Below are 16058 nucleotides of genomic sequence, written 5' to 3' on the forward strand. Positions count from 1 at the left end.
AAGTCTTGGTTGTAAGCCTGGCCCGCAAGGCGCAGTGTCGCATGGTCGGACCACCGACACCCCGAAAGGACGACCCATGACCCCGATGACGCCGATGATCCTTCCCGCCGCGCAGATGCGCCTGATGTCGCAATTCGCCCGCATGGCGATCGAGGCGAACATGGTCATCGGCTTGCGCATGGCCGGGATGATGGGCCTGATGACCCAGGCCCCCGGGGAACCCTTTCGAATGGTTGCCGAAAAGCAGGCCGCCCTGTCGGAATCCATGATGGCCATGGCCAGCGCCGGGATGCGCGGCCATTCGACCGAACGGCTGCTGGCCGCGGGGCTGCGCCCCTATGGCCGCCGCACCCGTGCCAATTCGCGCCGCCTGACCACGGTCAAGAAATCCCGCTGATTCGCGGCGGAACAAGCGCCGCTCCGACCCGTTGATCCCGCGTTCAACGGGACATGAGGCAAGCATGAAAACCGCATTGATCACCGGCGGCGCGCAGGGCATCGGCCGTGCCGTCGCGCAACGGCTGCGCCATGACGGCTGGCGGGTGGCGATCTTCGACATCGACCCCGAGGCCTTGGAGGAGATGCGCGAGGCCGATCCCGCGATGCTGTGCATGCCCGTCGACATGGGCGTGGAATCGCAGGTGCAGCGCGGCTTTGATGCGCTGCGCGACTGGGCGGGCGATGCGGGGCTGGACCTTCTGGTGTCGAATGCGGGCATCGCCGATCCGGTCAGCGGCCCGATCGAGGACCTGTCCCTGGCCGATTGGCGGCGCTGGCAGGACAGCCATGTGACCGGGGCCTTCCTGTCGGTCAGGGGCGCGGTGCCGCTGCTGCGGCGGTCGGGGGGCGGCATCGTGCTGATGGCATCGACCCGCGCGCTGCAATCGGAACCGCAGACTGAGGCCTATGCCGCGGCCAAGGGCGCGCTGGTCGCGATGACCCATGCGCTGGCGGTCAGCCTGGGCCCGGCAATCCGGGTGAACTGCGTTCTGCCCGGCTGGATCGAGACCGGCCCGTGGCAGAAGGCCTCGGCCCGGCGGGAAGCCCAGCATTCCGATAGCGACCGCGACCAGCACCCGGTGGGCCGCGTCGGCCGGCCTGAGGATATCGCAGGGACCGTCGCCTGGCTCGCCTCGGATGATGCGGGGTTCGTCACCGGCCAGCGCTTCGTCGTCGATGGCGGGATGGGCGTCCGGATGATCTATCAGGACTGACGGAAAACGGCGGGGCTTTGGCCCCGCCGCGTCATCCGTCGGGCGCGGGTCGGATCAGATCAGCTTGCCCATCGCCACGGCCGTGTCGGCCATGCGGTTCGAGAAGCCCCATTCATTGTCGTACCAGGTCAGGATGCGGACCATGCGCCCCTCCATGACCTTGGTCTGGTCCATATGGAAGATCGACGAATGCGGGTCGTGGTTGAAGTCGGTCGAGACCAGCGGCTCCTCGGTATAGCCCAGCACGCCCTTCAGCGGGCCGTCGGCCGCGGCCTTGATCGCGGCGTTGATCTCCTCGACCGAGGTGTCGCGGGCGGCCTCGAAGACCAGGTCCACGACCGAGACATTGGGCGTCGGCACGCGGATCGCGACGCCGTCCAGCTTGCCCTTCAGTTCCGGCAGGACCAGGCCCACGGCCTTGGCGGCGCCGGTCGAGGTCGGGATCATCGACAGCGCCGCGGCGCGGGCGCGGTAGAGGTCCTTGTGCATCGTGTCCAGCGTCGGCTGATCGCCGGTATAGCTGTGGATGGTGGTCATGAAGCCGCGGGTGATGCCGATCGTGTCGTTCAGCACCTTGGCCACCGGCGACAGGCAGTTCGTCGTGCAGCTGGCATTGGACACGACCAGGTCATCGGCCGTCAGCGTGTCGTGGTTCACGCCATAGACGATGGTCTTGTCGGCATTGTCGCCGGGCGCCGAGATCAGCACGCGCTTCGCGCCGGTCGACAGATGCGGCTGGACCTTGTCCTTGCTGGCGAAGATGCCGGTGCATTCCATGACCACGTCGACATCGCCCCAAGGCAGGTCGGCGGGGTTGCGGATGTCGGTCACCTTGATCGGGCCGCGGCCCACGTCGATGGTCGCTCCGTCGACGGTCACCTTGGCCGGGAAGCGGCCATGCACGCTGTCATAGCGCAGCAGGTGGGCGTTCGTCTCGACCGGGCCCAGGTCGTTGATGGCGACGACCTCGATATCGGTGCGGCCCGATTCGATGATTGCGCGCAGGACGTTGCGACCGATCCGGCCGAAGCCGTTGATGGCGACCTTGACTGCCATGATATCCCTCTTGAACAGGTGACGGTTGCCTTCCTCTAGCGTGGCACCGGCGGCGATGCAAACGCCGAAGGGCTGTCCGCCGCTAACGGTCGCTCAGCGCCAGAAGCTGAGATATTCGATGAACTGATCCAGCGTCCGCGCCGCCAGCAGCGGCAGGCTGCCGCCCAGCCAGATCAGGTCGATGGCAAAGGCCGCGGCGATCAGCAGCAGCAGGGCAATGGCGATCTGGTTGGTCATCGGCGCCTCCGGTCGCGGGTTTATCGCGCGGCGGATGCGCCGCGGCAAGCCCGCGCGGCGGGGCGCGTCATTCGTCGTCCTGGGGCATCAGCAGGGTCAGCTGGCCTTCCTCCTGCAGGCGGCGGATGGTGCTGACGACCTCGGTCATGGCCTCCTCGACCTCCTTGGTGCGGGGCTTGCCCAAGGCCTCGCGTTCCTCGCGCAGGCCGTCGGCCATGCGCTGCGACAGGTTGGTCAGGATGAAATCGGCGGCGGCCGCGTCGCCTTCGGCCGTGGCGGCCAAGGCGCGGACCAAGGTGGACTGGTCCAGTTCGCGCACGATGCGCGGCACCTCGCGCGGTTCGATCCGGGTGGGGATATGGGCGAAGATGAAGATCGCCTTGCGCACCCCGTCGGCGAATTCCACGTCGCGTTCGTCCAGCGCGCCCAGCACGTCGTCGCGCAGATCGGCGGCGGCGAAATTCAGGATCGCCCCCATCCGGTCGCAGGCGGGGGTGGGGATGGCGGGTTTCGGCAGCGCCTCGGCCGCGTGCAGCAGCACCAGGCCCACGCGCCGCAGCGCCGCGGGCGTCACGCCCGAGGTCATCGACATGGCCTGCGCCACCACCCGCGCCCGTTCGCGCGGCAGGGCGATGAAGGTGGCGGATGCGGCCTCGACCGGCAGCTTGGACAGCATCAGCGCGACCAGTTCGACCGATTCCGCATTGGCCAGCGCGATCAGCGATTCGCGGGGCAGGGCGCAGAGCCGCGCCCAAGGGTCGGTCTGGCCGCTGATGGCGGCGGCGCGGCGCAGGGATTCGGTGCTGTCATCGGACAGGCGCTGGCCCAGCATGGCCAGCGTGCCGTCCAGCCCGCCCGGAAAGGTGACGCCCACCGATTCCAGCCGGTCGCAGAATTCGGTGATGACGGCGTCGCGGGTCTGGCGGTCGATCACCTCCATCCCCGCCATTTCCTGCGCCAGCAGGGTCTGGGCGTCGCTGTTCAGACGGTCCAGCCCCGCCACCTCGTCGTCATCGAGCAGAAGCCGCACGATCACCGCCGCCTTCTGCCGCTGGTTCAGCCCCGTCATGCCCGCCTCCGTCGTCTTCGATGCGGGCAGTGTCGCATGACAACCCTAACCGAAGGTTGACGGGCGCGGGATTTCAGCGCGGTTCGGCGCCGAAGACCCGGGCGAAGATCGTGTCCACATGCTTGGTGTGATAGGCCAGATCGAACTTCTCCTCGATCTCGGCGGGCGACAGGGCGGCGGTCACCTCCGGGTCGGCCAAGAGCTCGGTTTTGAAATCCGCGCCCTGTTCCCAGACCTTCATCGCGTTGCGCTGGACCAGGCGATAGCTGTCCTCGCGCGACACGCCCGCCTGGGTCAGTGCCAGAAGCACCCGCTGCGACATCACGAGGCCGCGGAACTTGTTCATGTTGGCCAGCATCGTATCGGGATAGATCACCAGCTTTTCGACGACGCCTGCCAGGCGGTGCAGCGCGAAATCCAGCGTGATCGTGGTGTCCGGCCCGATCGCGCGTTCGACCGAGGAATGGCTGATGTCGCGTTCATGCCACAGGGCCACGTTCTCCAGCGCGGGGGTGACGGACATGCGCACCAGGCGGGCCAGGCCGGTCAGGTTCTCGGTCAGGACGGGGTTGCGCTTGTGCGGCATCGCCGATGATCCCTTCTGGCCGGGGCTGAAGAATTCCTCGGCCTCCAGCACCTCGGTGCGCTGCATGTGGCGGATCTCGGTCGCGACATTCTCGATCGACGACGCGATGACGCCCAGGGTCGCAAAGAACATCGCATGGCGGTCGCGCGGGATGACCTGGGTGCTGATCGGTTCTGGGCGCAGGCCCAGCTTGGCGCAGACATGCTCCTCGACCGCGGGGTCGATATTGGCGAAGGTGCCGACCGCGCCGCTGATCGCGCCGGTGGCGATCTCGTCGCGGGCGCGCAGCAGGCGCTCGCGGCCGCGGGCCATTTCGGCATGGAAGCGGGCGAAGGTCAGGCCCATCGTGGTCGGTTCCGCATGGATGCCGTGGCTGCGGCCGATGCGGACGGTGTCCTTGTGTTCCATGGCGCGGGCCTTCAGTGCGGCCAGGACGCGGTCCATTCCCACCAGCAGCAGATCGGATGCGCGGACCAGCTGGACGTTCAGCGTGGTGTCCAGCACATCGGAGCTGGTCATGCCCTGATGGACGAAGCGGGCCTGATCGGCGCCCACATGTTCGGCCAGATGGGTCAGGAAGGCGATCACGTCATGCTTGGTGACGGCCTCGATCTCGTCGATGCGGGCCACGTCGAATTCGACGTCGCGGGCCTTCCAGACGGCCTCGGCATTCTCGCGCGGGATGACGCCCAGATCGGCCTGCGCGTCGCAGGCATGGGCCTCGATCTCGAACCAGATCTTGAACTTGGTCTCGGGCGACCAGATGGCGACCATTTCGGGGCGGCTGTAACGCGGGATCATGGCGGGCTCCTTTCGCTTGGCCGGGGCATAGCGGGGCAGGGGGGCGGGGGCAAGTTTTCATCACAAACAGGTCAGCCGCCGGGGAACATTCCCCGCAATCAGCGGGTTCGGTCGCAACGAGACCCGAAACCGACCCGGAGAAGACCATGCGCCCTCCCCATGACCGCCATTCCCGCCCGACCGCGGCAGATGTCACCAGCCAGACCCGCTTTGGTCCCCGGCCCGTCCCCCAACCCGATGCGAAAGGCGTCGTGCGGCATGCCAAGGGCCAGCCGGACCGTCGCATCATCACCGATGGCCGCCAGTCCTTCGTCGAGCCGTCGACCACCGCCAAGGTCATCGTCTGGGGCGGCGTCGCCTTGGGCTTTGCGGGCCTGACCGCGGCCACCGCCGTCGTCGTGCGCAAGCTGACCGGCGACGATGACGAGCCGCGCCCCACGCATCGCGCCACCCCCGCCGCCGCGCCGCGCTTTGCCCAGATGGACGATGACGACCGCGAGGCGATGCGCCGCCGCGTCCGCGCACAGGCCCAGGACGATGCCCGCCACGCCGCGCAGCTGCGCGCGCGCGCCTCGCGCGGGCGGCGCAAGGGCAACACCGCCCAGAACCTGACCCGCACCGCCACCGACCTGTCCCAAGGGCTGAACGGCGTCGCGCAGTCGCTGGTCAGCGCCTTCCAGTCCTTCCGCGGCGTGTCGCATCAGGCGACCTCGATCGTGGGCGAATTCGTGGCGGCGGCCGATCAGCTGCGGTCGATCCTGCACGGCACGCCCGGCCCCCGTCCCGGCGCGCCCGAGCCGCGCGCCGACGCGCCCCGGCGCCCGCAGTGACCGGACGGACGAAGGCATGACCCGAACAACCGGCATCAGCGACGCCCTTTTCGGCGATCTGGACGGCGAGACCCGCCAGCGCTTCGGCCTGACCGACCCCGAGGCCCGCGCCCCGGGGCCGGAGGCCCAGGCCGTCGACCCCGCCCCCTCGGTGCCGGTGCCGGGCCTGCGCGACATGTCGCGCCAGGACCTGATCACGGTGGCCCGCCGCACCTTCACCGCCATCGGCGAGGATCGGGTCACCTCGGTTTCCGGGGGCGTCACCTTCTTCGGGCTCTTGTCGCTGTTTCCGGCGATCTCGGCCTTCGTGTCGCTCTATGGGCTCTGGGCGGATCCGCTGACCATCCAGGGGCATCTGGACATGCTGGAGCCGGTCCTGCCCGAGGGCACGCTGGCCATCGTCGAAAGCCAGGTGGTCACCATCGCCTCGGCCTCGACCGGGGTGCTGTCCCTGGCAGGGATCATGGCGCTGATGATCGCCTTCTGGTCGGCCAATGGCGGGATGAAGGCGCTGCTTTCCGCGCTGAACGTCGCCGAGTTCCAGCGCGAGACCCGCAGCTTCATCCGCCTGAACTTGGTCGCCATGTGCTTCACCTTGGGGGCCTTGGCGATGATCGCGCTGATGCTGGCGGTGATCGCGGTCGTGCCCATCGTGCTGCGCATGCTGCCCGTAAGCTGGGGGGTCGAGACGGCCCTGTCGATCATCCGCTGGCCCCTGATGATGGGCCTGCTGATCATCGGGCTGGCGGCGGTCTATCGGTGGGGCCCCGCCGCGCCGCAATCGCGCTGGCGGTGGGTGTCGCCCGGGGCGATCATCGCGGCCTTCGCGCTGCTGGCCACATCGATGCTGTTCTCGTGGTATGCGGCGAATTTCGGCGATTACAACGAGACCTACGGCACGCTCGGCGCGGTCGTGGCGCTGATGACCTGGCTGTGGCTGAACGCGACCATCGTGCTGATCGGCGCCGAGATCAATTCCGAGGTCGAACGCCAGCTGAAGGAGATGGCCGGCCTGCAGGACACCCGCACCTTGGGCGAAAAGCGCTGAGATGTCGCCCTTTGTCCCCTTGGGCGCCGCCATCGTCCTGGAGGTCGTGGGCACGTCCCTGTTGCAGCGGTCCGAACAGTTCACCCGCCTTGCCCCGACCCTGGGCATGGCGGTCTGCTATCTGGCCAGCTTCTATCTGCTGGCGGTCAGCCTGAAGGTCCTGCCGCTCGGCATCGCCTATGCGATCTGGAGCGCCTGCGGCGTCGCCCTGGTCGCGATGATCGGGCTGGTCGTCTTCGGCCAGCGGCTGGACCTGCCCGCGGTGCTGGGGCTGGGGCTGATCGTGGCGGGGGTGGTCGTCATCAACGTCTTTTCCCGCAGCGTCGGGCATTAGCGCTCGGTCAGCTTCAGCTCGATCCGTCGGTTCAGGGCGCGGCTTTCCGGGCTGTCCTCGGGGGCGATGGGGCGGGTATCGGCAAAGCCCGTGGGGGCCAGCCGGGCCGCGGGAAAGCCCAGGTCATCGGCCAGATGGCGCACCACCGCCAAGGCGCGGCCCTGGCTCAGTTCCCAATTGTCGCGATACCGGCCCAGGCCCGACAAGGGCAGGCTGTCGGTATGGCCGTCCACGCGGATGATCCAGTCGATCTCGGGCGGGATCTCGGAGGCGATCTCGGTCAGCAGGCGCGCGAGGCCCGCCACCTGATCGCGGCCGGCGGGGGACAGGTCCGCCTCGCCCGGCGCGAACAGCACCTCGGACTGAAAGACGAAGCGGTCGCCCACCACCTGCACCCCCTCGCGCCCCGACAGGATCTGGGACAGCCGCCCGAAGAATTCCGAACGATAGCGGGTCAGGTCCTGCGCCTCGGCCTCGGCGCGCAGGCGGGCCTCCTCCTCCAGGGCCAGGCGGCGGCGGGTCTCCTCGGCGGCGCGGACCAAGGCGGCGTTCAACTGCTGGCCCAGTTCCGACACGCGCAGCTGGGCGTCCTGCTGATCCTCGCCCGCAGCATCCAGCAGCGCCTGCAGGCTGCCCAGCTGGGCGGTCAGCTGCGCCACCTGTTCATTCAGCAGCGCGACGCGGCGCTGGCCGTCCTGGGACAGCTCCTGCTGGCGGGTCAGCTCGGCCTGGGCGGTGGCCAGCAGGGCGGCCTGGCGCTCGGCCTCGGTCAGGGTGGCGTCGGCCTCCTGGATCGCGCCGTCGCGGGCGGCCTCGGCGGCGGCCAGCAGGGTCAGCACCTCCTCGGCCTCGCGGCGGCGTTCCTCCAGCGCCAAGGTCATGGCGGTCAGCTCGGTATCGGCGGCCTCCAGCCGCTGGCGCAGCAGGGCGGCGGCCTCGGCATCGGCCAGGCGCGCGGCCTCGGCCTCGGTCAGGCGCGATTCGGCCTGGGCCAGGCGATCGGCAGCGGTCTGGGCATCGGCGGCACGCGCCGCCTCGGCCTCGGCCAGGCGGTCGGCGCCGGCCTCCAGATCGGCGCGCAGGCTGGCGGTCAGCGCCTCCAGCGCCTCGCGCCGGGCGGCGGCCAGGCGGGCCTCCTCGGCCTGGGCGTCGATCTCGCTGCGGGCCGCGGCCACGGCCAGCTCGGCGGCGGAGGCGCGGTCCTCGGCCCGGGCAACCTCGTCCTGCAGCCCGGCGATGCGCTCGCCGTCCTGGGCGCGGCCGGCCAGCAGGGCCGCGACCTCGGCCTCGAAATCGGTCAGACGGCTGCGGGCGGCGTCCAGATCGGCCTCGCGCTGATCCATTTGGATGGTCAGGCGGGTGATCATCGCGGCGCGGTCGCGCGCCTCGGCCTGGGCCTGGGCCGCGCGTTCGGCCTCGGTCTGCAGGTCGCGGGCCAGGGCGGTCTCGCGCGCCTCGGCGGCGTTCAGCGCCCGGTTCAGCGCCGAGACGGTCTGGCCCAGCTCGTCCAGCTGCTGCTGCTGGCGGCTGATGCGGACGGTCTGGCTGGTGATCGTCTGGTCCTGATCGGTGATCTGTTCGCGCAGCACCGATTGGACGACCATGAAGATCGTCAGCACGAACATCAGCACCATCAGCAGTGCCGTCATCGCATCCACGAATCCCGGCCAGATCGTGGAGGAGAAGCGTTGCGCCGATGATCCCCGCGCCAGCCGCATGGCCTCAGACCTCGTTGCGCAGGATGGGGTCGCGCCCCAGGACCGCATCGTCGAAGCGGTCGCCGAAGCGCGCCGCCCGGACCGCGCGGGTCAGGACCAGGATGTCGGAGCGCAGCTCGGCCAGCATCTCGTCCCGGCCCTCGGTCAGCTCCGCCGACAGCCGGTCCAGCGCGGATTCCAGCCGCGACAGGTCGGGGGCGGCGGGCACATGCCGGTCCTGGGCATCGGCCAGCCGCGTCAGGGCCTGGGTCAGCCGGACGGTCTGGCCGTCGGCGGCGGTCTGGGCGGCCTCGACCCGGGACACCAGCGCCTCGACGGCCTGGGCCATGACGACCACGCGTTCATCGGCCATGACCGCGGCCTCGTCCCGCATCGCGTCGCGATCGGTGTGATAGGCCTGCAGCCGGTCCATCTGTCCCGCCATCTGTTCCAAAAACCCCGCCAGCGCCGCCTGATCCACCCCGTCCTGATCGCCCGAGGCAATGGACAGGCGGGTGAAGCCGGACATCCATTCCTCCAGCTCGCGATAGAAGCGGTTCTGGCCATGGGTCACGAACAGCTCCAGCAGCCCCACGACCAGCGACCCCGCCAGCCCCAGCAGCGACGAGGAGAAGGCCGTGGCCATGCCGCCCAGCTGCGCCTCCAGCCCGGTCATCAGCTGGTCGAACACCTCCAGCCCGGTCTGGCCGTCCTGGGGGGCCAGGGCGCGGATCGTCTCGACCACGGCGGGGACGGTGGTGGCCAGGCCATAGAACGTCCCCAGAAGGCCAAGAAAGATCAGCAGGTTGGCGATGTAACGGGTGATGTCGCGGATCTCGTCGATGCGGGTCGCGACGGAATCCAGGATCGACCGGGCCGAGCTGGCGCTAATCGCGCCGCTGGCCGGGCCGCGCACGCCCAGCATCGCAGCCAGGGGCGCCAGCAGGCGCGGCGCGATGTCATCGGCGGATGCGGCCTTGTCGCTGTCGCGGCGGCGGGCGGCGAAACGCTCGATCCAGCTGACCGACCGGACCAGCTGGCCCACCTGCCAGAAGCAGGCCAGCACGCCCAAGGCAAAGACCCCCAGGATCAGCCCGTTCAGCCAGCGGTTCGCCATGAAGATCGGCAGGATGCGCCCATAGGCGAACCAGCCCCCCGCCAGCACCAGCGCCAGCACGGTCAGCATCATCAGGATCTGGCGGACGGGCTGGGAAAAGCGCGGCGGGCTGCCGGCGCCGATCAGGGCCTGGTCGCGGGTCGCCGACAGGCGTCGGTTGGTCAGCGTCAGCCGCGAGGGCGCCTGCGGATCGCCGTTGGTCTGGTCGCTCACCGGTAACACCCCGTCCCTTCGATGCTTTTGCCCGACTGTAGGGCGCGGCCCCCGTCTTGCCAAGCATTCGAACGGCCCGGTTTCAGCGCGCCCCGTCGCGGAGCGCCCGCACCGCGTCCGACAGCGCGTCCAGGCCCGCATCCGGCATGCCCATGCGCGCCAGATGGGCGGCCGTGTTGAACAGGTAATCGGCATTCGGGCCGCGCCCGCCCTGGGCTGCGGCGATGATGCGGGCCTGTTCCTCGGCGGGCAGGCCGCCCGCATATTGCCAATGGTCGCGCCGCATCACATAGGCCAGCGCCGTCACCCGCCGCCCATCCGCCAAGGCCAGAGCCAGGGTCGTCTCGCGATAGGCGTCGGTCACCAGCTCGCGCGCGCGCAGCTGGGCCAGCACCTGGTCATGGTTACCATCGGGGATGCGCAGGGCCAGCCCCTCGCATTCGGCCTCCGGGTGGGGGTCCAGGCCCAGGACCAGGCCGGGCAGGGCGCGGGTGCCGCGATGCTGGATCGACCGCAGGCAGAAACTGCGGGCATAGCCGCTCAGCCGGGCGCGGACCTGTTCGCGCGGCGTGAAGCCCGGGTCCCAGATCAGCGATCCATAGCCAAAGATCCAGTCGATGCGTTCCATTGCGTTCCATCCTTTCCCGACACAAGTTAGGGCAGGGACAGGGCGGGCAAAAGGGCCGGGTGGCATGCGCGGGACGATCATTGCGGTGGGACTGGTGGCGGCGGTGCTGGCCGGGGGCTGGCTGGGGGCCGAGACGATGGCCGCGCGCCATGTCGCGGCGCTGATCCGCGACGATCCGGGGCTGGAGGCCGCATCGGTCGCGCCGCTGCGCGATCCGCGCCAGATCGGCATCCGGCTGAGCGAGCCGCAGCTGCGCGACCCGGCGCTGTCGGTCGCGATGCCTTGGGCGCGGCTGTCGCTGTCGCCCCTGTCGCCGCTGACCGCGCGGCTGGACCTGCCGGATGCGGTCCGCGTGATCCAGGCCGGACAGGCGATGGATCTGGCATGGCAGGACCCGCGGGCCAGCGTCGCGCTGGCGCCCCTGAACCGCATGGCGCCCGATGCGCTGGACCTGCAGGCCCGGGCGGTGACGCTGGACGGCCTGCCCTTGGCACAGGGGCTGAGCCTGCGGGCCGATCTGGGCGCCTTGGGGTCGGATGCGCCGCGCCCGGCCCGCGCCGCCTATGACATCGCGATCGCGCTGGAGGGGGTGCAGACCCAGGCCCTGGCCATGCTGGGGCTGGATGCCGGGCCGCTGCCGGGGCCGATCTCGGTCCGGGGGCCGCTGCGGGTCTGGCTGGATGCGACGCCCTCGCTCGGGGCCGATGCGGCGCCCGGTCCCCAAGTCGTCGGCTGGCAGACCGCCGGGCTGGACATGCAGGCCGGCGATATCGGCCTGCGGCTGGTCGGTCGGCTGTCGCGCGACGCCCAAGGCCGGGCCGAGGGGCAGGTCGCGCTCTATTCCCCGGATGCGGATGCGATGATCGGGCTGGCCGCGGGGCTGGGCCTGATCCCGCCGCAGGGCCGGCTGCTGCTGCGCGCGGGGCTGGCGCAGCTGGCGCAGGCGCCGCTGGACGCGACCCTGCCCGGCCCCGCCTTTCCCGAACCCGCGCCGGGCGAGCTGCGCCTGCCCGTCATCATGCGCGACGGCCAGCTGATCCTGGGCGGGCTGCCCGTGGGGCCCGCGCCCGCGATCTAGGGCCCCGTGCTCTGGGGCTCTGCGATCTATTCCGCCGGATTGGCGCCGGGGGTGCGGCCGAAATCGGGGGCGCCGGTATCCTGGCCCGCCTCGATGATGCCGCGGCGGATCGCGCGGGTGCGGGTGAAGTAATCATGCAGCTGCTGGCCGTCGCCCATGCGGATCGCGCGCTGCAGCACGAACAGCTCCTCGGTGAAGCGGCCCAGGATGTCCAGCGTCGCCTCCTTGTTGTGCAGGAACACGTCGCGCCACATGGTCGGATCGCTGGCCGCGATCCGGGTGAAGTCGCGGAAGCCGGCGGCGGAATACTGGATCACCTCCTCGCCGGACACGCGGCGCAGATGGTCGGCCACCCCCACCATCGTATAGGCGATCAGATGCGGCGCGTGGCTGGTGACCGCCAGGACCAGGTCGTGATGCGGCGCCCCCATCCGGTCGGTCTTGGCCCCCATCGCGGTGATCAGCGATTCGAGCCGCGCCAGCGCCTGCGGATCCGTGTCGGGCAGCGGCGTCAGCAGCCACCAGCGGTTGCGGAAGAGCGTCGCGAATCCGGCGCGCGGCCCGGAATGTTCGGTCCCCGCCAGCGGGTGGCCGGGGATGAAATGCGCGCCCTCCGGCAGATGCGGCATGACCGCGTCGATGACCGATTGCTTGACCGATCCGACATCCGTGATCGTGGCGCCCGGCGCCAGATGGGGGGCGATCTCCTCCATCACCGGGCCCATGGCGCCGACGGGCACCGCCAGCACGACCAGATCGGCGCCTCGGACCGCCTCGGCCGCCGTGTCGAAGACCTCGCAGAGGCCGATCTCGCGCGCGGTGTCGCGGGTGGCGGCGCTGCGGGCATGGCCGGTGATGCGCCCGGCTAGCCCCGCCTCGCGCATGGCATGGGCCATGGACCCCGCGATCAGCCCCAGCCCGATCAGCGCGACCTGGCGATAGATCGCCGTCATGCCCGCCCCTCCATGAACCGGCCCAGGCAGGCGAGGACGCGGTTCACCCCCGCCTCGTCGCCCACGGTGATGCGCAGCGCCTCGGGCAGGCCATAGCCCGCCACGCGCCGCACCAGGATGCCGTCCGCGCGCAGGGCCGCATCGGCCGCGGCTGCGGTCTCGGGGCTGTCGAACCGGGCCAGCACGAAATTGGCGAAGCTCTCGTCGCAGGCGATGCCGATCTGGACCAGCGTGTCGCGCATCCGTGCCCGCAGCCGGGCGTTCAGATCGGCGCAATGACGGGTGAAGTCGCGGTCGCGGATCGCGGCCTCGGCCGCCGCCATCTGGGCGTTGGACAGGTTGAAGGGCTGGCGCACCCGGTTCAGCACGTCGATGATCGACCGCGCCGCATAGCCCCATCCGATCCGCAGCCCCCCCAGCCCGTGGATCTTGGAGAAGGTGCGCGTCATGATGACATTGGGATGGCGGTCGACCAGCCCCGCGCCGCCGTCGAAGCCATCGACGAATTCCGCATAGGCGCCGTCATGGACGAACAGCACATGCGCGGGCAGGCCGGAGGCCAGGCGCTCCAGCTCGGCCTCGGTCAGCATGGTGCCGGTGGGGTTCGCGGGATTGGCCACGAAGACCACGCGGGTGCGGTCGGTGACGGCGGCCAGGATCGCCTCGACGTCGACGCGGCGCCCGGCCTCGGGGACGGTGACGGGGGTGGCGCCGACCATCCGCGCCAGGATCGGATACATCGAGAATCCGTGCTGGGTCGTGATGACCTCGTCACCCGGCCCCGCAAAGCACTGCACGACGAATTGCAGCACCTCGTCCGATCCGACGCCGCAGATGATCCGGTCGGGGTCGAGGCCATGGACCTCGCCGATGGCCGCGCGCAGCCCCGCATGGTCCGTCGCCGGATAGCGGTGCAGATCCCCCGCCGCCGCGGCAAAGGCCGCCCGCGCCGCAGCACTGGAGCCGAGCGGGTTCTCGTTCGAGGACAGTTTCAGCACGTCCTCGCGCCCCGCCAGCGCGCTTTCGCCGCTGACATAAAGCGCGATATCCATGATGCCGGGCTGCACGGGTGTCTGGGTCATGGGTCCATCCTTTGTCCGGCCCCCGTTTATGCCCCGCCGCGCCGATAGGAAAGCCCCCATGCCCATGCCCATGGCCGGGCCCCGCCGCCGGCGCGCGGGGGGTGCGGGGGGCAGCCGGCCCCCCGCTGCATCGCGGGACGCAAAAGGGCCGCATCGGATGATGCGGCCCCCAAGGCGGTCGGTCCTGATGCGAGGATCAGTTCTTCGCGTAGAATTCGACGACCAGGTTCGGTTCCATCTGCACGGCATAGGGGATGTCGCCCAGGGCCGGGGTGCGCACGAAGGTCGCGGTCATCTTGTTGTGGTCCGTGTCCAGGTAATCGGGCACGTCACGCTCGGTCAGCGACACCGCTTCCAGCACGATGGCCAGCTGGCGCGACCGTTCGCGGATCGAGATGACGTCGCCTTCCTTGACGCGGTAGGACGGGATGTTGACGCGCTTGCCGTTCACTTCCACATGGCCGTGGTTCACGAACTGGCGGGCGGCAAAGATGGTCGGCACGAACTTGGCGCGATAGACGATCGCGTCCAGGCGGCGCTCCAGCAGGCCGACCAGCATCTCGCCGGTATCGCCGCGCAGACGCTCGGCCTCGGCATAGATGCGGCGGAACTGCTTTTCGGTCAGGTCGCCATAGTAGCCCTTGAGCTTCTGCTTGGCGCGCAGCTGGGTGCCGAAATCCGACAGCTTGTTCTTGCGGCGCTGGCCGTGCTGGCCCGGGCCGTATTCGCGGCGGTTGACCGGCGATTTGGCGCGGCCCCAGATGTTCTCGCCCATGCGGCGGTCGATCTTGTACTTGGCAGACGTGCGTTTGGTCACGGCTGATCTCCTTCTGACGTTTCGAAGGGCGTTGTCCTCTGGCTTGCGCCTGACAGGGTTCCCCTCGCGGGGCCCACCAACACCAGTGAAGGGCGCCGCATACAGCCGCTTTGCCCCGCGGTCAAGCACAAACGCCCTGATCCAGCGCCCCGTCCGGCTGGAAGTGATGCGACAGCGGCAGGGCCGCCGCGCCCAGGATGCGCGCCATGCGGCCCATGCTGCCCTCGATCACCTGCGGCCGGTCGATGCCCGCCGCCGGCATGTCGGCCAAGGCCGCGCGGGTGGCCGCCGCCAGCCGCGCCCGCGTGGCCGTCGGCACCGCCCCGTCGATCACCACCAAGGGCAGGTCCGCCAGCGCCACCGCCGACATCGCCACGAAGGCCAGCGCCCGGCCCGCATCGCGCGCCCAGGCCCGCTCGACCGCCTCGGGCACGTCCCAGCCCTCGTCATCGGGCGGCAGCGACCGCCCGATCCGCTGCTCCAGCGCCGAGACCGAGGCCCGGTCCAGCAGCTGCCCCCCCTCCGGAATGGGCATCGAGCCGAGCGCGCCGGCATTGCGCGACGGCCCGTGGCGCAGCGCCCCGTCCAGCACGATCCCCCCGCCCGCGAAATGCGCGACATAGATATGGATGAAATCGCGCGGCAGGGCCGACCGGCCAAAGATCAGCTCGGCCCCGCAGGCGGTGGTCGCGTCATTGTCCAGAAAGACCGGATAGCGCAGATCGCGCGCCAATTCCCCGCGCAGGTCGCGGCCCAGCCAGTCGGCCATCTCGGCCCCCCAGTCCCACAGACGATAGGGGGTGGCGACGCCCAAGCCCGCGATCCGGGCGCGATGGGCGGGCGTCAGGCTGCCGGTCAGCGTGGCCAGGCCTTGGCGCGCGAAGGCCAGGATGCGGTCGGGATCGGGATGGGCATGGACCTCCTGGCGGTGCATCCGCACCCGGCCCGCGAAATCGACCAGCGCCAGCTCGGCCAGCCGCCGCCCGATCTTCAGCCCCAGAAACAGCGCGCCGTCGGGGGCCAGGGCCAGCGGGGTCGAGGGTTGGCCGACCTTGCCGCGCACCACCTCGCCCGCATCCAGATATCCCGCCTGGATCAGCTTGCGCGTCAGGTTGGTGATGGATTGCGCCGACAGCCCCGTGGGCTGGGACAGGGCCGCGCGCGGCATCGGCCCGTGGCGCCGGATCAGCGACAGGATCAGCCTTTCGTTCCGGCTCAGCCCGGCCGCGGCGTGGTCATTGGGCATCGCGTCCTCCTCCTGTCCGGTATTAATCAACATGATTGATTTATTGACAAGT

At 70.1% G+C, this 16058-nt stretch carries 17 protein-coding genes; 6 read left to right on the plus strand and 11 right to left on the minus strand.

Going from position 1 to position 16058, the window contains the following annotated elements:
- Positions 1-76: 76 nt before the first annotated feature.
- Together JHW48_RS05625 and JHW48_RS05630 are read left to right on the plus strand one after the other, a co-directional pair.
- Positions 77-397 carry an antibiotic ABC transporter gene (locus JHW48_RS05625; protein WP_240637916.1) on the plus strand — a complete coding sequence of 107 codons (321 nt, stop codon included), beginning with the start codon at positions 77-79 and terminating at the stop codon, positions 395-397.
- Positions 398-461: 64 nt separating this feature from the next.
- Positions 462-1214 carry an SDR family NAD(P)-dependent oxidoreductase gene (locus tag JHW48_RS05630; RefSeq protein WP_119887107.1) on the plus strand — a complete coding sequence of 251 codons (753 nt, stop codon included), beginning with the start codon at positions 462-464 and terminating at the stop codon, positions 1212-1214.
- A gap of 54 nt (positions 1215-1268) precedes the next feature.
- Here the strand turns inward: JHW48_RS05630 and gap are convergent, their stop codons facing one another.
- From gap to purB, 4 genes are all read right to left on the minus strand, one after another.
- Positions 1269-2270, minus strand: a complete 1002-nt coding sequence (gene gap / locus JHW48_RS05635; protein WP_119887106.1) for a type I glyceraldehyde-3-phosphate dehydrogenase — start codon at positions 2268-2270, stop codon at positions 1269-1271.
- A gap of 93 nt (positions 2271-2363) precedes the next feature.
- Positions 2364-2507 (minus strand): hypothetical protein, encoded by a 144-nt coding sequence (locus JHW48_RS05640; protein ID WP_170152335.1) that lies wholly within the window; start codon positions 2505-2507, stop codon positions 2364-2366.
- 67 nt (positions 2508-2574) lie between these two features.
- Positions 2575-3576, minus strand: coding sequence for a FliG C-terminal domain-containing protein (locus JHW48_RS05645; RefSeq protein ID WP_119887105.1), 1002 nt, complete (start codon positions 3574-3576; stop codon positions 2575-2577).
- Positions 3577-3649: 73 nt separating this feature from the next.
- The gene (gene purB / locus JHW48_RS05650; RefSeq protein WP_119887104.1) at positions 3650-4963 is read right to left on the minus strand and encodes an adenylosuccinate lyase; all 1314 of its coding nucleotides are present in this window, start codon (positions 4961-4963) and stop codon (positions 3650-3652) included.
- A 146-nt stretch (positions 4964-5109) separates the two neighbouring features.
- Between purB and JHW48_RS05655 the strand changes: the two genes are divergently transcribed.
- The 3 genes from JHW48_RS05655 to JHW48_RS05665 are packed head-to-tail and all read left to right on the plus strand — an operon-like array spanning position 5110 to position 7175.
- Positions 5110-5793, plus strand: coding sequence for a hypothetical protein (locus tag JHW48_RS05655; protein WP_119887171.1), 684 nt, complete (start codon positions 5110-5112; stop codon positions 5791-5793).
- A gap of 16 nt (positions 5794-5809) precedes the next feature.
- Positions 5810-6841: a YihY/virulence factor BrkB family protein gene (locus JHW48_RS05660; RefSeq protein WP_119887170.1), complete on the plus strand. Its 1032-nt coding sequence runs from the start codon at positions 5810-5812 to the stop codon at positions 6839-6841.
- Between the two features lies 1 nt (position 6842).
- Positions 6843-7175, plus strand: a complete 333-nt coding sequence (locus tag JHW48_RS05665; protein WP_119887169.1) for an SMR family transporter — start codon at positions 6843-6845, stop codon at positions 7173-7175.
- On the opposite strand, the gene JHW48_RS05670 is transcribed toward JHW48_RS05665, so the two are convergent.
- The 3 genes from JHW48_RS05670 to JHW48_RS05680 all read right to left on the minus strand — a co-directional run bounded on the left by JHW48_RS05670 (position 7172) and on the right by JHW48_RS05680 (position 10830).
- On the minus strand, positions 7172-8893 hold the full coding sequence (locus JHW48_RS05670; RefSeq protein WP_119887168.1) for a peptidoglycan -binding protein: 1722 nt from the start codon (positions 8891-8893) through the stop codon (positions 7172-7174). The two genes, JHW48_RS05665 and JHW48_RS05670, sit on opposite strands and share 4 nt — an antisense overlap.
- Before the next feature lie 4 nt (positions 8894-8897).
- Complete coding sequence (locus tag JHW48_RS05675; RefSeq protein ID WP_170152337.1) at positions 8898-10061, minus strand: biopolymer transporter ExbB; 1164 nt, start codon at positions 10059-10061, stop codon at positions 8898-8900.
- Positions 10062-10284: 223 nt separating this feature from the next.
- Positions 10285-10830 (minus strand): gamma-glutamylcyclotransferase, encoded by a 546-nt coding sequence (locus JHW48_RS05680; RefSeq protein ID WP_119887172.1) that lies wholly within the window; start codon positions 10828-10830, stop codon positions 10285-10287.
- A gap of 64 nt (positions 10831-10894) precedes the next feature.
- On the opposite strand from JHW48_RS05680, the gene JHW48_RS05685 reads away from it, so the two are divergent.
- On the plus strand, positions 10895-11908 hold the full coding sequence (locus JHW48_RS05685) for a DUF2125 domain-containing protein (protein WP_170152336.1): 1014 nt from the start codon (positions 10895-10897) through the stop codon (positions 11906-11908).
- A 26-nt stretch (positions 11909-11934) separates the two neighbouring features.
- Here the strand turns inward: JHW48_RS05685 and JHW48_RS05690 are convergent, their stop codons facing one another.
- From JHW48_RS05690 to JHW48_RS05705, 4 genes are all read right to left on the minus strand, one after another.
- On the minus strand, positions 11935-12861 hold the full coding sequence (locus JHW48_RS05690; protein WP_119887165.1) for a prephenate/arogenate dehydrogenase family protein: 927 nt from the start codon (positions 12859-12861) through the stop codon (positions 11935-11937).
- On the minus strand, positions 12858-13943 hold the full coding sequence (gene hisC / locus JHW48_RS05695) for a histidinol-phosphate transaminase (protein ID WP_119887164.1): 1086 nt from the start codon (positions 13941-13943) through the stop codon (positions 12858-12860). The genes JHW48_RS05690 and hisC overlap by 4 nt, the downstream gene beginning before the upstream one ends.
- A 196-nt stretch (positions 13944-14139) precedes the next feature.
- The gene (rpsD, locus tag JHW48_RS05700; protein WP_119887163.1) at positions 14140-14760 is read right to left on the minus strand and encodes a 30S ribosomal protein S4; all 621 of its coding nucleotides are present in this window, start codon (positions 14758-14760) and stop codon (positions 14140-14142) included.
- A gap of 121 nt (positions 14761-14881) precedes the next feature.
- The gene (locus JHW48_RS05705) at positions 14882-16006 is read right to left on the minus strand and encodes an ROK family transcriptional regulator (RefSeq protein ID WP_119887162.1); all 1125 of its coding nucleotides are present in this window, start codon (positions 16004-16006) and stop codon (positions 14882-14884) included.
- Positions 16007-16058: the final 52 nt, after the last annotated feature.

The sequence above is a fragment of the Paracoccus aestuarii genome, assembly GCF_028553885.1.
Classification (GTDB): Bacteria; Pseudomonadota; Alphaproteobacteria; order Rhodobacterales; family Rhodobacteraceae; genus Paracoccus; species Paracoccus aestuarii.

What these genes read in the sequence shown, in the direction of transcription:
- JHW48_RS05625 (WP_240637916.1), top strand. Translation starts at nt 77, where the DNA reads ATGACCCCGATGACGCCGATGATCCTTCCCGCCGCGCAGATGCGCCTG.
- JHW48_RS05630 (WP_119887107.1), top strand. Translation starts at nt 462, where the DNA reads ATGAAAACCGCATTGATCACCGGCGGCGCGCAGGGCATCGGCCGTGCC.
- gap (WP_119887106.1), bottom strand. Translation starts at nt 2,270, where the DNA reads ATGGCAGTCAAGGTCGCCATCAACGGCTTCGGCCGGATCGGTCGCAAC.
- JHW48_RS05640 (WP_170152335.1), bottom strand. Translation starts at nt 2,507, where the DNA reads ATGACCAACCAGATCGCCATTGCCCTGCTGCTGCTGATCGCCGCGGCC.
- JHW48_RS05645 (WP_119887105.1), bottom strand. Translation starts at nt 3,576, where the DNA reads ATGACGGGGCTGAACCAGCGGCAGAAGGCGGCGGTGATCGTGCGGCTT.
- purB (WP_119887104.1), bottom strand. Translation starts at nt 4,963, where the DNA reads ATGATCCCGCGTTACAGCCGCCCCGAAATGGTCGCCATCTGGTCGCCC.
- JHW48_RS05655 (WP_119887171.1), top strand. Translation starts at nt 5,110, where the DNA reads ATGCGCCCTCCCCATGACCGCCATTCCCGCCCGACCGCGGCAGATGTC.
- JHW48_RS05660 (WP_119887170.1), top strand. Translation starts at nt 5,810, where the DNA reads ATGACCCGAACAACCGGCATCAGCGACGCCCTTTTCGGCGATCTGGAC.
- JHW48_RS05665 (WP_119887169.1), top strand. Translation starts at nt 6,843, where the DNA reads ATGTCGCCCTTTGTCCCCTTGGGCGCCGCCATCGTCCTGGAGGTCGTG.
- JHW48_RS05670 (WP_119887168.1), bottom strand. Translation starts at nt 8,893, where the DNA reads ATGCGGCTGGCGCGGGGATCATCGGCGCAACGCTTCTCCTCCACGATC.
- JHW48_RS05675 (WP_170152337.1), bottom strand. Translation starts at nt 10,061, where the DNA reads ATGATGCTGACCGTGCTGGCGCTGGTGCTGGCGGGGGGCTGGTTCGCC.
- JHW48_RS05680 (WP_119887172.1), bottom strand. Translation starts at nt 10,830, where the DNA reads ATGGAACGCATCGACTGGATCTTTGGCTATGGATCGCTGATCTGGGAC.
- JHW48_RS05685 (WP_170152336.1), top strand. Translation starts at nt 10,895, where the DNA reads ATGCGCGGGACGATCATTGCGGTGGGACTGGTGGCGGCGGTGCTGGCC.
- JHW48_RS05690 (WP_119887165.1), bottom strand. Translation starts at nt 12,861, where the DNA reads ATGACGGCGATCTATCGCCAGGTCGCGCTGATCGGGCTGGGGCTGATC.
- hisC (WP_119887164.1), bottom strand. Translation starts at nt 13,943, where the DNA reads ATGACCCAGACACCCGTGCAGCCCGGCATCATGGATATCGCGCTTTAT.
- JHW48_RS05705 (WP_119887162.1), bottom strand. Translation starts at nt 16,006, where the DNA reads ATGCCCAATGACCACGCCGCGGCCGGGCTGAGCCGGAACGAAAGGCTG.